At 54.5% G+C, this 14,078-nt stretch carries 12 protein-coding genes; 5 read left to right on the forward strand and 7 right to left on the reverse strand.

Translation table 11 applies throughout. The features are described 5' to 3' along the window. The first annotated feature begins 163 nt into the window (after positions 1-163). Positions 164-1,915, forward strand: coding sequence for a gamma-glutamyltransferase (gene ggt / locus FD744_RS12785; protein WP_045815776.1), 1,752 nt, complete (start codon positions 164-166; stop codon positions 1,913-1,915). A 67-nt stretch (positions 1,916-1,982) separates the two neighbouring features. Here ggt and FD744_RS12790 read toward each other — a convergent pair whose 3' ends face one another. Together FD744_RS12790 and FD744_RS12795 are read right to left on the reverse strand one after the other, a co-directional pair. Next, positions 1,983-2,474: a GNAT family N-acetyltransferase gene (locus tag FD744_RS12790; RefSeq protein WP_160868402.1), complete on the reverse strand. Its 492-nt coding sequence runs from the start codon at positions 2,472-2,474 to the stop codon at positions 1,983-1,985. 224 nt (positions 2,475-2,698) lie between these two features. After that, entirely contained in the window at positions 2,699-4,273 is a 1,575-nt protein-coding gene (locus tag FD744_RS12795) for an AbgT family transporter (RefSeq protein WP_034826994.1), read from the reverse strand. 390 nt (positions 4,274-4,663) lie between these two features. Here FD744_RS12795 and FD744_RS12800 point away from each other — a divergent pair, with 390 nt between their 5' ends. From FD744_RS12800 to gntU, 4 genes are all read left to right on the forward strand, one after another. Beyond that, positions 4,664-5,359 carry a pirin family protein gene (locus FD744_RS12800; protein WP_045832395.1) on the forward strand — a complete coding sequence of 232 codons (696 nt, stop codon included), beginning with the start codon at positions 4,664-4,666 and terminating at the stop codon, positions 5,357-5,359. A 180-nt stretch (positions 5,360-5,539) separates the two neighbouring features. Beyond that, positions 5,540-6,535, forward strand: a complete 996-nt coding sequence (gene gntR, locus FD744_RS12805; RefSeq protein ID WP_160868403.1) for a gluconate operon transcriptional repressor GntR — start codon at positions 5,540-5,542, stop codon at positions 6,533-6,535. Positions 6,536-6,675: 140 nt separating this feature from the next. Continuing rightward, on the forward strand, positions 6,676-7,212 hold the full coding sequence (gene gntK / locus FD744_RS12810; protein WP_038649722.1) for a gluconokinase: 537 nt from the start codon (positions 6,676-6,678) through the stop codon (positions 7,210-7,212). A 2-nt stretch (positions 7,213-7,214) separates the two neighbouring features. Then, positions 7,215-8,555 carry a gluconate transporter gene (gene gntU / locus FD744_RS12815; protein WP_160868404.1) on the forward strand — a complete coding sequence of 447 codons (1,341 nt, stop codon included), beginning with the start codon at positions 7,215-7,217 and terminating at the stop codon, positions 8,553-8,555. Positions 8,556-8,723: 168 nt separating this feature from the next. Here the strand turns inward: gntU and FD744_RS12820 are convergent, their stop codons facing one another. The 5 genes from FD744_RS12820 to FD744_RS12840 form a co-directional block, all read right to left on the reverse strand. Continuing rightward, positions 8,724-10,349: a Na/Pi cotransporter family protein gene (locus FD744_RS12820; protein WP_160868405.1), complete on the reverse strand. Its 1,626-nt coding sequence runs from the start codon at positions 10,347-10,349 to the stop codon at positions 8,724-8,726. Positions 10,350-10,529: 180 nt separating this feature from the next. Continuing rightward, complete coding sequence (locus FD744_RS12825) at positions 10,530-11,522, reverse strand: ABC transporter ATP-binding protein (RefSeq protein WP_058960059.1); 993 nt, start codon at positions 11,520-11,522, stop codon at positions 10,530-10,532. A gap of 2 nt (positions 11,523-11,524) precedes the next feature. Beyond that, entirely contained in the window at positions 11,525-12,310 is a 786-nt protein-coding gene (locus FD744_RS12830; protein ID WP_034826980.1) for an ABC transporter permease, read from the reverse strand. A gap of 3 nt (positions 12,311-12,313) precedes the next feature. Continuing rightward, positions 12,314-13,162, reverse strand: coding sequence for an ABC transporter permease subunit (locus tag FD744_RS12835; protein ID WP_160868406.1), 849 nt, complete (start codon positions 13,160-13,162; stop codon positions 12,314-12,316). Next, complete coding sequence (locus tag FD744_RS12840) at positions 13,162-13,971, reverse strand: alkaline phosphatase family protein (protein WP_160868407.1); 810 nt, start codon at positions 13,969-13,971, stop codon at positions 13,162-13,164. The genes FD744_RS12835 and FD744_RS12840 overlap by 1 nt, the downstream gene beginning before the upstream one ends. Between the last annotated feature and the right edge of the window lie 107 nt (positions 13,972-14,078).

Below are 14,078 nucleotides of genomic sequence, written 5' to 3' on the forward strand. Positions count from 1 at the left end.
CGATGATCTGGCAACCAAGGCTGCTGTCATAAGTTTATGCGATGTCACAAAGTCCTGAACCAGGAGTGCGCCGAATTTGGCTTACTGCTACGCTTTTTATCGTGTTTGCAAACACTTGCATCAAAAAATAACAAATGTAAATAACCGCAAAGGAAGATCGCAAATGAGACTAAAGGGCAGCGTGCGCCAGGTTGGCTGGGCATTATTGATGAGTTTCACCGTGGTGCAGGGCGCGTTCGCCGCGCCGGCCAGTGCGCCACCGGTGTCATATGGCGTGGACAGCGACACCTTCCATCCGGTGAAGGCGCAGCACGGTATGGTGGCGTCGGTGGATGCGATGGCCACCCAGGTGGGCGTCGATATTCTGAAGCAGGGCGGTAACGCCGTGGATGCGGCCGTTGCAGTGGGCTTCGCATTAGCCGTCACTCATCCACAAGCCGGTAATCTCGGCGGTGGTGGCTTTATGATGCTGCGTACCGCCTCGGGACGCACCACGGCGATCGATTTTCGTGAAATGGCGCCAGCGCGTGCCTCACGCGATATGTTCCTCGATAAGCAGGGTAATGCTGACCCTAAACTGTCGCTCACGTCCCATTTAGCCTCGGGCACACCGGGCACTGTTGCTGGTTTTGCGCTGGCGGCACAAAAATACGGTACGCTGCCGCTGAGTAAACTGCTGGCACCGGCGATTAAACTGGCGCGTGAGGGCATCATCGTTAACGATGCGCTGGCGGACGATTTGGCGACCTACGGCAAAGAGACGTTGATCAATCACGACAACAGCCGGGCGATTTTCTACAAGGCAGACGGCAAGCCGTATCAAAAAGGTGAGCGTCTGGTGCAAAAAAACCTCGCGCACAGCCTGCAACTGATTGCTCAACAAGGGCCGGATGCGTTCTACAAAGGCAAAATTGCCGATGAGATCGCTGGAGAAATGGCACAGCATGGCGGATTGATTGGCAAACCGGATCTGGCCGCCTATCGTGCGGTAGAGCGTAAACCGGTCAGCGGCACCTATCGCGGCTATGAAGTGTTCTCAATGCCGCCTCCGTCATCGGGCGGGATTCACATCGTGCAGATCCTGAATATCCTCGAAAACTTTGATCTGGCGAAGTGGGGCTTTGGCAGTGCGGACGCTATGCAGGTGATGGCGGAAGCGGAAAAATACGCCTATGCAGATCGTTCGGAATACCTTGGCGATCCGGATTTCGTCAAAGTGCCGCAACAGGCGTTGACCAGCAAAGCCTACGCCAAAACCCTGGCGCAGCAGATTGACGTCAACAAAGCGCGTCCTTCCAGCGAAATCAAACCGGGTAAGCTTGAGCCGTACGAAAGTAATCAAACCACCCACTTCTCGGTGGTGGATAAAGACGGTAATGCGGTCGCCGTGACCTACACGCTGAATACCTATTTCGGTAGCGGCATTGTCGCCGGGCAGAGCGGCATCCTGATGAACAACGAAATGGATGACTTCTCCGCTAAGCCGGGCACACCAAACGTGTATGGTTTAGTGGGCGGCGAGGCGAATGCGGTGCAACCGGCTAAACGTCCATTGTCATCGATGTCACCGACTATCATTGCCAAAGACGGCAAAACCTGGCTGGTGACAGGTAGCCCTGGTGGCAGCCGTATTATCACCACCGTGCTGCAAATGGTGGTGAACAGCATCGATTTTGGTATGAACGTGGCGGAAGCGACCAATGCGCCGCGTTTCCACCATCAGTGGTTGCCGGATCAGTTGCGCGTGGAGAAAGGCTTTAGCCCGGATACGCTGCGTTTGCTGGAAGCTAAAGGTCAGCATGTAAAAGTGATGCCCGCGATGGGCAGCACGCAGAGCATTATGATTGGGCCGGACGGCATGCGCTATGGTGCTTCGGATCCGCGCTCGGTGGATGATTTGAGTGCCGGTTATTAATTTAGCGTAATAAAGTGCGCCGCTACCGCCTCAGTACGAGTTGTAGCGGCGCGATTCATCGCGCAAGTTATTTTAATCGCGCCATGTAATGCGTATCAATCATCTCGCCGTCGCGCATGGCAAAACGCTTCGCCGTCCCTTCGATCTCAAAGCCAAACTTCTGATAAAGACCCATCGCTTTATGGTTATCAGCGAACACGGTTAACTCGATTCGTGTCACTTGTAGCCAGTTGTCACACAGGTCAATCATCGCGGCCATCAGCGCCGAGCCTACGCCGAGACGGTGAAAGGCGGGATCAACGCCCATGCCAAAGGTAGCGGTATGGCGACGTCGTGCGACAGATTGCACTTCTAGCGTGATTTGCCCAGCCAGTTGATCGTCAATCATTGCCACTAGCATATGCACACCCGGACGTGGATTGCTAAGGCGTTCCTGCCATAGCGTGGGTGACTGGTGTGGCAGTTGCAATGTATTCGCCTGCGTCTCCGGTTGGCTGTAGAGACGTGTTAGTGCAGCAGCATCTTCTGGGATTACGTGGCGAATGACGATCTGACTCATAAAGCGACTCCTTGTGCAAAGTGAATAAAATCCCCTTTAACATCAAGGAATTCTCGCAAGTCGTCAATCGAAAATAATTCTCAAAAGGGGTTTACAGACGCGAATGATAATGATTATTATTGTCATGCGGACCGGGAACGTCTCCTGACTACCGGGTAAGCACGACATTGCTCACATTGCTTCCAGTGTTTCTTAGCCAGCTCGGGTGCTGGCTTTTTTTTTGCCTATTGAATGCTGTACCAGGTTGGGGCGCCTGGACCTACCGGCAGATTCAATACGAATACCCACACCACAAACAGCAGCGTCCAGCCAATCATAAATACCACCGAGTAAGGCAGCATCATTGCCACTAATGTGCCAATCCCCATATCCCGACGGTAACGTGCCGCCACGGCCATGATTAGGCCAAAATAGCTCATCATGGGGGTGATTAAGTTGGTTACGGAATCTCCAATACGATACGCCGCCTGAATCACTTCGGGCGCGAATCCCACCAGCATCAACATCGGAACGAAGATCGGTGCTGTTACTGCCCATTGCGCTGAAGCGGAACCAATCATGAGATTAATAAAGCCACAAATCAAAATGAAGCAGACAAATAGCAGAGGCGCACTGATATCCAGTGACGAGAGCAGGGTTGCTCCTTTAACAGCGACCACAGTGCCAAAGTTGCTCCAGTTAAAGAAAGCAACAAACTGTGCAGCAAAGAACACCAGCACGATGTACATACCCATGCTACTCATGCTGGCAGACATCGCATTAATCACGTCACGATCGCTACGCATAGTGCCTGTCAGGCGTCCGTAGACATATCCGGGAATAGCAAAAAACACAAAGATAAAGACCACGATGCCTTTGAGGAATGGTGAACCTGCAAGACTTCCGGTTTTCGGATTGAGCAATATGCCGTAACCCGGAATCACCGTTAATGCCAGCATCAGAGAAACCCCTAATACTGCCCAACCTGCGCCTTTCAGTGCACGGCGTTCTTTAGCGGTAAGTTCACCCATATCGCCGCGTACTGCATCACCTTCGCTATCCTGATAAGTGCCCAATTTTGGTTCGACAATGCTGTTAGTAATCCAGGTGCCTAGCGCGGCGATAAAGAAAGTGCTAATGAACATGAAGTACCAGTTCACTTCTGGTCCTACACTGTAGGCAGGGTCGATAATCTGCGCAGCGCTTTGGGTGATGCCAGCAAGCAGGGGGTCTATCGTGCCGAGTAGTAGGTTCGCGCTGTAGCCGCCGGAGACACCAGCAAAAGCCGCTGCAAGACCGGCGAGCGGATGGCGGCCGAGCGAGTGGAAAATCATCGCTGCCAGCGGTATCAGTACTACGTAGCCCAGCTCAGACGCGGTATTTGAAACGATACCTGCAAACACTACAGTGAAGGTGATCAATTTTTGAGGCGCGTTAAACACCAATGCACGCATTGCTGCTGAGAGCATGCCCGATTGCTCAGCAATACCCACACCCAGCAAAGCGACAAGCACCGTGCCGAGTGGTGCAAAACCCGTAAAGTTGGTCACCAGATTGCTGACAATACGTTGCAATCCTTCCGCATTCATCAGGCTAATGACATGAATGACACCATCAGGTGCCCGACCTGCTGCTCCAGTCGGTCGCGGATCCAGTACGCTAACACCAAAAACAGCGGCAATCGCTGATGCCACGATAATGAAGAGGGAAAAGAGGGCAAACAAGGTTATGGGATGTGGCAGCAAATTCCCCAACCATTCAACGGTATTGAGAAAACGTTCAATGGGGCGCTTAGAAGCGGGCCTGATTTGTTCCGTCATTATATTTTCCTTTTTATCACTATAAGGAGTCGATTTCAGCGAGGCGGACATCTTATAAAATGGAAAAAAATCTTAAACGCGATATAAGCGATTATTCATGCAGGTTTAGCCGAGTATTGGTTTTTACTCTTTGTTAATTAATTATTTTTAATGGCTTTAAATTTTCAATCAATCATTGAATGAGTGTTTTTTTTATGAAAAGTGTGATTTTAAACACCTAACGATATTTTTTATATCAATGGCTCAAATATCAGTTGGAAACTGAAATTCTGAGTCTATTTAAACGACAAATTAGTCAGTCATTTTATTTGAACAGAGGCGTGAAGTTTTTCAACTATCAATCAATCTCCCCCAAGCACACACTGTAAAAAACATTGAGGAGAATTGAACATGATCTACGTACGCAAAGCAGAAGAACGCGGTCACGCCAATCACGGTTGGCTCGATAGCTGGCACACCTTTTCTTTCGCCGATTATTACGATGCCAACTTTATGGGCTTCTCGGCCTTACGCGTTATCAATGAAGACGTGATTGATGGCGGCCAGGGTTTTGGTACCCATCCGCATAAAGACATGGAAATCCTGACCTATGTGTTGTCTGGCACCGTGGAACATCAAGACAGCATGGGCAACAAAGAGCAGATCCCGGCAGGTGAGTTCCAGATCATGAGCGCCGGTACTGGCGTGCGCCATTCAGAGTACAACGCCAGTGATAAAGATCCGCTGCATCTGTATCAGATCTGGATCATTCCAGAGCGCAAAGGCATTGAGCCACGTTATGCGCAGCGCCGCTTTGAAGACGTAAAAGGACGCCAGTTTGTGCTGTCTCCGGATGAGCGTGAAGGATCGCTGAAAGTGTTCCAGGACATGACTTTGTCGCGCTGGGTGTTTGCCGAAGGTGAAAGCGACGCGGTGACTGTCGAAGCGGGTCGTCGTGTGTGGATTCAGGTGGTAAAAGGCCTGGTGAGCGTCAACGGCGAACAGGTCGGCACCAGCGATGCGCTGGCGATCTGGGATGAGAGCGCGCTGACCATCAACGCTGACAGCGATGCAGAGATTCTGCTGTTTGATCTGCCGCCGGTGTAACAGCCTGTCAATAAATCGTGCAAGGTTGCCCTCTATGGCGACCTTGCATTTTTTGCCGACGTTTCGTTGGGTGCGTACCGATGTGCACAAAATCAGAGCGGGAATTCATGGTTTTCCGCAAAGCCTGAAATTGACAAAAAAATGATAGACTCATCGTATCTCTGACCTCAGGCGCATACGATGAAGAAGAAAAGGCCGGTACTACAGGACGTTGCCGATCGCGTCGGCATCACAAAAATGACCGTCAGTCGCTACCTGCGAAACCCCGATCAGGTCTCTGCGGCGCTGCGCGATAAGATCGCCGTCGCACTGGATGAACTCGGTTATATCCCCAATCGCGCCCCCGATATGCTCTCCAATGCCACCAGTCGCGCCATCGGCGTGCTGCTGCCTTCGCTCACCAACCAGGTGTTCGCCGACGTATTACGCGGCATTGAAACCGTCACCGATGAGGCCGGCTATCAAACCCTAGTGGCGCACTTTGGCTACAACGCGGACAAAGAAGAGCTACAGCTGCGATCGCTGCTCGGCTGGAACATCGACGGCGTCATCCTCACCGAACGCACCCACACGCCCGGCACACTGCGCATGCTGGAAGTGGCCGGCATTCCGGTGATTGAGATGATGGATTCGGTGACGCCGTGTCTCGATATGGCGGTGGGCTTCGATAACATCGAAGCGGCGCGGCAGATGACGCATGCTATTCTGAAAAAAGGCCACCGCCACACCGTTTACCTTGGCGCGCGTCTGGATGAACGTACTCTGCAAAAACAGCAGGGCTACGAAAAGGCGATGCGTGAAGCCGGGCTCACCCCGCACAGTGTGATGATGGAAGATGCTTCCTCCTTCAGTGCCGGCGCGCAGCTGCTGCGTGAGGCGCAGAAACGCTATCCCGAAACCGACAGCCTGTTTTGTACCAACGATGACCTGGCAGTCGGCGCGATGTTTGAGTGCCAGCGCCAGGGGTTAAACGTACCTGCGCAAATGGCGATTGCCGGATTCCACGGCCACGACATTACGCAAGTGGTGACACCGCGCCTTGCCACGGTTTTAACGCCGCGTGAGCGCATGGGACGCGAATCGGCCGCGATGCTGCTGGCGCGGATTGGTGGCGACCGCAGCGTGACCGAGCCGCTGGATGTCGGGTTTGAAATTGCTGAAGGTGGCAGCATCTGATTCTGGCGATTATTTGAGTCAGTTCACACTTTCGTGCTTTTCCGCCTAACAAGGGTTGCCAGTCCTGCAGTGGCCTCCGACAATGCTAATCAAATTTGTTATCGGTAACATTGGCAGGCAAACTGCCGGAGCGCAAAACCATGACCACGCCATCTCCATCGCACCACGTCTTTATCCTGATGGGCGTTTCCGGCAGCGGAAAGTCTGCCGTCGCTAATCAGGTTTCTCATCAGTTGAGCACGGCATTTCTGGATGGCGATTTCCTGCATCCGCGTAGCAACATCATGAAAATGGCCGACGGTCATCCGCTGGATGATAACGATCGCCAGCCGTGGCTGCAGGCGCTGAATGATGCCGCCTTCGCCATGCAGCGCACCCAGGCTATTTCGATTATCGTCTGCTCTGCGCTGAAAAAGTCCTACCGCGACATCCTGCGACAGGGCAACCAAAACCTGAAATTCATCTATCTGAAGGGCGATTTCGAAACCATCGAATCGCGTCTGAAAGCACGTAAAGGTCACTTCTTTAAGCCGCAGATGCTGGTGACGCAGTTTGAGACCTTGCAAGAGCCTGGGGCTGACGAGCCCGATGTACTGGTGGTTGATATCAATCATTCACTGGATGAAGTCGTTGCGGCCACGGTTGCGACCATTGAGGAAGCAATCAACAAGGGTTAGTAATGAGTACCGCAACGCTGGTGTTAACCGCAGCAGGCTCCGTCCTGCTGCTGCTGTTTTTGGTGATGAAAGCGCGTATGCACGCCTTTGTCGCCCTGATGTTAGTCTCAATTGGTGCCGGTCTGTTCTCTGGCATGCCACTGGATAAAATTGCTGACACCATGCAAAAAGGCATGGGCGGAACGCTCGGATTTCTCGCCATCGTGGTGGCATTGGGCGCGATGTTCGGCAAAATCCTGCATGAAACCGGCGCAGTCGATCAAATCGCTATCCGCATGCTGAAAGCCTTTGGTGAAAACCGGGCGCACTACGCGATGGGGATTGCCGGACTGATCTGCGCGCTGCCGCTGTTCTTTGAAGTAGCGGTGGTCTTGCTAATCAGCATCGCCTTTGCCGTGGCGCGTCGTACCCATGGCAACTTAGTGAAGTTGGTCATTCCACTGTTTGCTGGTGTGGCGGCCTCTGCGGCGTTTCTGCTGCCGGGGCCGGCCCCGATGCTGCTGGCTTCCCAGATGCACGCGGACTTTGGCTGGATGATCCTGCTGGGCCTGTGTGCAGCGATTCCCGGTATGCTGATTGCGGGTCCGCTGTTTGGCAATTTTATTGCCCGCCATGTTAGTTTCAGTGCGCCGCCGGAAGATCATCAGCCAGAAGTGGAAGAGGATAAGCTGCCGTCGTTTGGCTTCAGCCTGGCACTGATCCTGTTCCCGCTGCTGCTGGTGGGCCTGAAAACCATCGGGGCGCGCTTCACCACACCGGATTCACGTCTCTACGAGTGGCTGGAGTTTATCGGCCATCCGTTTACGGCGATCCTGCTGGCGTGTCTGGTAGCGATTTACGGTCTGGCCTATCGCCAGGGAATGGACAAAGAGAAGGTGATGCAGGTGTGCGGCAGTGCGCTGCAACCGGCAGGCATTATTCTGCTGGTGATCGGTGCGGGCGGTGTGTTCAAGCAGGTGCTGGTGGATTCTGGCGTCGGCCCGGTATTGGGTCACGCGCTCACTGGCGCCGGGATGCCGATTGCGCTGGCGTGCTTCATCCTTTCCGGTGCGATCCGTGTGATTCAGGGATCGGCGACCGTGGCCTGTTTGACGACCGTGGGCCTGGTGATGCCGGTGATTGAACCGCTGCACTACAGCGGCGCGCAGTTGGCGGCGCTGTCGATCTGCATCGGGGGTGGCTCCATCATTATTAGTCACGTCAACGATGCCGGTTTCTGGCTGTTTGGCCGCTTCACCGGTGCAACGGAAGGTGAAACGCTAAAAACATGGACGCTGATGGAAACCATTCTTGGTACCACCGGTGCCATTGTCGGGATGATCGCGTTCACTCTGCTGTCGTAAGTTTTTTTAGGTGCGCCGCAATGCGCACCCTATAAAATTCACCTATCCGCACGGCAGGTTGCCATTGATGGCGACCTGACCGAATAGCACAGCCGATTGGTCGCGCATGTATGACGATGTGGCTGCATCCCGCAGCCGTTGATCATCGCAGTCATTCCAGGCTGTTCGTTAATCCTCATCCCGCTCATCATCCGGCTGATCCAGCACCGTATAAGCCACCGCACAGAACAGCGAGTTCAGACGCTTCATATCTCCCAGCAACCCTAGATGCAGGGAGCTGGTTTCGATGCTCTGCACATTCTTCTGATGCAGGCGCTCGACGTGAGCGTGTGAGAAACGGCGAATCAGGATGCGAAAACGGTGTTTGGAGCGGCGCAGGCGGCGCGCGCTGGGGATATCTTTCGACAGAAACACCGACAAACTGAGGCGCAGATTGTTGAGTACCTGCTCCTGCAATGTGTTCAGCTCTTCCAGCCCTTCGGGGGAAAATGCCCGACGGGCGTTCAGCGATTTCACCGCCACGTCCGCACACATGCGTTCAATGATATCGCCCGCCTGCTCAAGGTTGAGTGCCATCTCGATGACCTCGGCCCAGCGGCGCGAATCCTCCTCGGCCAAATCCTCCTTCGGCATGCGCGCCAGATAGAGTTTGATGGCGGTATACAGCACATCGACATCATCATCCAGACGCCGCACCGCGCGCTCTTCACGCAGTTCGCCATGCACCACTTTATTGAAGGACTCCATCATATGTTCGACGACATCACCGATGCGCAAGGTTTCGCGCGCCGCATTGGCCAATGCCAGCGCAGGGGTATCCAGCGCGCTGCGGTCGAGATGTTTAGGGCGTAAATGGGCATCGGTTTCCGGCTCGTCGGAAATCATACGACGGCACAAGCGCGCCATCGGTTCGGCGAATGGCACCATAATCAGGCAGCGAATCAGGTTGTAAAATACATGGAAAAAGATCACCAGTTCTTCGTCATCGACCGGCATCTTGTCCAGAATATCAGCGATATAATTCACCAGTGGCAAAATCGCCAGGCTGCCAATGAGCTTGAACAGCAGGCTGCCCAGTGCCACGCGTTTTCCCGCAGCATTTGAGCCACTGGCGTTAATCATTGCCAGCAAACCACTGCCGAGGTTGGCACCAATCACCAGACAGAGCGCCACTTTGAAGGAAATCACATCCGCTGCCGTCAGTGTAGCGGTGATCAGCACCGCCGCGAGGCTGGAATAACTGATGATGGCGAATACCGCGCCAATCAGTGCATCCAGCATGACATCTCCGGTTAGCGTGGAGAACAGCACCTGCAAGCCCGCCGCCTGGGTAATGGGTTTAGCAGCGGCCACGATCAACTGTAGCGCTAACAGAATTAAGCCAAGGCCAATGGCAGCTCGACCCATTTGTCCGGCCCGCGTCTGCTTACGGCTGAGGAAGAACACCACACCAAAGAAGATGAAGAGCGGCGATAGCCAGGAGAGATCGAAGGTCAGGATACGCGCCATGATGGCGGTACCGACATCGGCACCGAGCACCACCACCAGCGCAGGCGTCAGACTCACCAGATTCTGTGCGACAAACGAGGTGACGAGCAGGGTGGTGGCATTGCTGCTCTGCACCAGCGCGGTGACGCCAATCCCGGCGAGAAACGCCATTGGCTTCTTTTCCACGCTGCGGCTGAGCACCCGGCGCAAATCGGCACCGTACACGCGCATGATGCCAGTGCGCACAATGTGCGTGCCCCACACCAGCAGGGCTACAGCAGATAAGAGATTGAGCAGGGTCAACACGTCGGGCGGTTCCTTATCCTCAGACTTTCATTGCACCAACTGCAAGCCTGTGGGTAAGTACCGAAGTGTCGGGCGCACCGAAGTGCGGCCATGGGCAGCCTTAAGGCCGCCGCGACAACGATTAACAGGCTGCATTAACGCTGAATACTGCCGCGTTGCGTTGCCCATTTTTCGTTAAATTTAAGCGACCTGGCGCAACGTCGACATCTCTAACTGTAGACCAATTTGCATGCCAGCAGGGTGCAAATCCGCCACGCTGCGGTTCAGCACATCCACTGACAATTCAACCCCATGCGCCAGTACACGATAACGGATCACGTTACCTAGCAGGCTGTGACTGAGAATTGTGGCCGGAATGCCATCCTGCGGTGCACTCAAGCGGATTGACTCAGGTCGAATCGCTACCTGACCCGTGAATGTCTGGCCGGTGAGCTGCGTTGCCTGTTCCGCACTCAGCAGGTTGTAGTTGCCGATAAACCCGGCAGCAAACAGGTCGGCTGGCTGCGTGTAGAGGGCTTCGGCGTTACCGTTCTGTACGATTTTGCCACGATTCATCAGCACGATACGGTCAGACAGCGTCAGCGCTTCTTCCTGATCGTGAGTCACGAAAATGGTGGTGAGCTTCAACTCTTGCTGGATATTGCGGATCTGTTCGCGCAGATGGCGGCGGATGCGCGCGTCCAGTGCGGAGAGCGGCTCATCCAGCAACAGCAAACGAGGGCGCGTCACCAGCGAGCGCGCTAAGGCAACACGCTGGCATTGTCCGCCAGAAAGCTGGTGCGGATAACGGCGGGCGAAATCGGTCAGCTCGACCAGTGCCAGCGCTTCCATTACCCGTTTCTGAATATCGCCGCCTGGCAATTTTTGCATTTTCAGGCCAAACGCCACGTTCTTCTCCACTGTCATGTTGGGGAACAGCGCGTAGCTCTGAAATACCATGCCGATGGTACGTTTCTGCGGCGGCAGCGGCACGATATCCTGACCCTGCAGCAGAATTTTGCCGCTATCGACATCGGTCAGACCGGCGATGCAGCGCAGCAGCGTTGATTTGCCGCAGCCGCTCGGGCCGAGCAGGGTAACAAACTCACCTTCATCGGCGCTGAAATCGATATTTTCAAAGATGCTGGTGGGGCCGTAGCTTTTGTTCAGCTGGGTGACGTTCAGATAACTCATGGTCAGCCTCGTTCAGGATTGAGGGCATTCGCCAGCCAGGTGACCAGCAGGACGACAGCAAAATAAGAGATCACCAGCGCACTGGTAAAGTGGCCGCTGCCGTTACGCATATTGTAGAGATACACCTGCAAGGTTTCATAGCGGGTGCCGACTAACAGGTTAGCGAACACAAACTCACCTATCAGGAATGAGAAGGAGAGCAGCACCGCGATAAACACGCCTTTGCGTAAATTCGGCAGCACCACAAACAGTGCCGCCTGCCAGGTGCTGGCACCCAGCAGATGAGATGCATCAATCAGCTCTTTTAGATTGATCGCCTGCATATTGTTGGCAATGGCACGGTAAATAAACGGCAGTGCGATGGTGAAGTAACAGCCAACCAGAATCCATGGCGTCCCCGTAATCATCAGCGGCGACGAGGAATAAAGCTGCAGCAGGCCAACGGATGACACCACTGGCGGCACGGCAAACGGCATCAGAATCAGCACGTTCATCACCGCATCCAGCTTCGGATAATAGTAAGCGATTACAAACATCGCAGGCAGCACCAGCACTAATGAGAACAGCAGCGCGCCGAAGCAAATCAGCAAAGAGTGGCCCAATGCCGTCAGGAAACGCGGATCGCTCCACAGTTCAATCAACCACTTCAGGGTAAAGCCCTGTGGCAGAATAGTGTCGCTCCAGTCAGTCGAGATGCCATACAGCAGCGTCGCCAGCAACGGGGCGGCGAGGATGATCAGCAGCAGCCAGATAATCAGGCGATGATAAATTTTTTCCGCGCGAGACACGTTCTACTCCTGTGATTTCGCGTTGAGATAACTGCGGCGCACCAGATACTGCTGCACCACGGTAATCAGCGCCATAATGAACACCAGCAACATGGCCAGCGCACCGCCGGTATTCGGATCGAGTGAGATATCCCCTGACACCAGCGCGGCAATACGTACTGGCACCACGTTAAAGTTACCGGTGGTCAGCGCATAAATAGTGGCGTAAGCGCCCAGCGCATTGGCCAGCAGAATCACGAAGGTGCCCAACAGCGCCGGGAACAGAATCGGTAAACCAATATGCCACCAGTAGCGCCAGCGGCTGGCACCGAGCAGGGCAGCAGACTCTTCCCAATCTTTGCGCAGTCCATCAAATGCCGGGTAGAGCAGCAGAATACCGAGCGGGATCTGGAACCAGGTATAAACCAGCACCATGCCGTCACGCGAGAACAGCTTGAACCCCTCCAGCATGCCGAAGTGGCGCAGCAGCAGTGTCAGGCAGCCGTTCATGCCCAGCAGAATCACAAAGGCAAACGCCAGCGGCACACCCGCAAAGTTGCTGGTCATGTTGGTAAACGACATCAGGAAGCGCTGGAAGCGGCCGCTGCCTGGCTGATGCAGCGAATAGCCGGCAATCAACGAGATCAGCAGGCCGTAAATGCTCGACCAGATGGAGATATCCAGCGACAGACGAAATGCCTGCAGATAGAACGGCGAAGTGAGGATATCGGTGTAGTTATCGATACCCCATCGCTCGTTCATGTCGCTCCAGAAGCTGTTGATGGCGATCCACAGCAGCGGCGCGAGCTGGAAGGCAACCCAAAAGAAGGCGAACGGCAGCAGCAACAGCGTGGCGAGGGTTTTGCCCTTCATTAACGCGGCTCCGCCAGCAAACCGTGGCACACCGGTTTATCGTGCTCAATCCCCAGCAGCGTGCAAACGATGCCGCACAGTTCAGTCTGCTGCGGCTCAAGATCGGGCTGACGGGAGAAGCCCGCACCAAACACAAACAGCGGCACCTGCGTCTCTTCCGGCAAAATGCCGCCGTGCGAGCGGTCATCATTCATACCGTGATCGGCGGTGACGATCACCTGATAGCCCGCAGCGAGCCAGCCGGGCATCCACTGCGACAGATAGCCATCGGCCATACGTGCGCGGTTGCGATATTGTGGCGATGACAGGCTATGCTTGTGCCCGGCATCGTCGATATTCATGGGGTGAATCAGTAAAAAGTCCGGATCGTGGTTCAGACGCAGGCTCTCGGCATCTTCAAACAAGTGGGAATCCGGATAACTGTCGTCCCAGTAAAAGTGGCCGTATTGAATCGGCAAATCGGGGGCGACGGTATGGCGATCGCGTGCATTGTTGAACGGGGATTGGTTATACAGCTCACTCACCCAGTGATAGGCGGCAGCGCCCGTGGTTAAACCGGCGGCGCGGGCGTAATGGAAGATGCTGCGCTGATTGCTCAATCGATTGACGCCGTTATGAATAATACCGCTCTGCACCGGTGGAATACCGGTCAGAATGCACTCGTATAGCGGACGCGATAGCGAAGGCAGTTCGCAGGTCAGCGTGTAGTATTGGCCATTACCCTGTTTGCATTCGGCAAACAGATAGCCCATCGCATGCTGTGCCACCTGATTGCTCAGGCCATCCAGTACCACCAGGATTGTCTTCATTCCCGTTCCTTACATCATTCAAATTGCGGGCACTGCGCTTAGCGGCGCAACGTATTGCGTATCGATGCGCAGCGTTGTCGCTACAGATCGATGCGCGACATCGCGCC

Origin of the sequence: Pantoea sp. Taur (genome assembly GCF_009830025.1) — a bacterium.
GTDB classification, from domain to species: domain Bacteria; phylum Pseudomonadota; class Gammaproteobacteria; order Enterobacterales; family Enterobacteriaceae; genus Pantoea; species Pantoea communis.

Excerpts from the sequence above, each read along its gene's own strand:
- FD744_RS12825 (WP_058960059.1), bottom strand. The coding sequence starts at position 11,522 with ATGAGTTATCTGAACGTCACCCAGCTGAACAAAAGCTACGGCCCCACC.
- FD744_RS12790 (WP_160868402.1), bottom strand. The coding sequence starts at position 2,474 with ATGAGTCAGATCGTCATTCGCCACGTAATCCCAGAAGATGCTGCTGCA.
- FD744_RS12835 (WP_160868406.1), bottom strand. The coding sequence starts at position 13,162 with ATGAAGGGCAAAACCCTCGCCACGCTGTTGCTGCTGCCGTTCGCCTTC.
- ggt (WP_045815776.1), top strand. The coding sequence starts at position 164 with ATGAGACTAAAGGGCAGCGTGCGCCAGGTTGGCTGGGCATTATTGATG.
- FD744_RS12840 (WP_160868407.1), bottom strand. The coding sequence starts at position 13,971 with ATGAAGACAATCCTGGTGGTACTGGATGGCCTGAGCAATCAGGTGGCA.
- gntK (WP_038649722.1), top strand. The coding sequence starts at position 6,676 with ATGACCACGCCATCTCCATCGCACCACGTCTTTATCCTGATGGGCGTT.
- FD744_RS12795 (WP_034826994.1), bottom strand. The coding sequence starts at position 4,273 with ATGACGGAACAAATCAGGCCCGCTTCTAAGCGCCCCATTGAACGTTTT.
- gntU (WP_160868404.1), top strand. The coding sequence starts at position 7,215 with ATGAGTACCGCAACGCTGGTGTTAACCGCAGCAGGCTCCGTCCTGCTG.
- gntR (WP_160868403.1), top strand. The coding sequence starts at position 5,540 with ATGAAGAAGAAAAGGCCGGTACTACAGGACGTTGCCGATCGCGTCGGC.
- FD744_RS12800 (WP_045832395.1), top strand. The coding sequence starts at position 4,664 with ATGATCTACGTACGCAAAGCAGAAGAACGCGGTCACGCCAATCACGGT.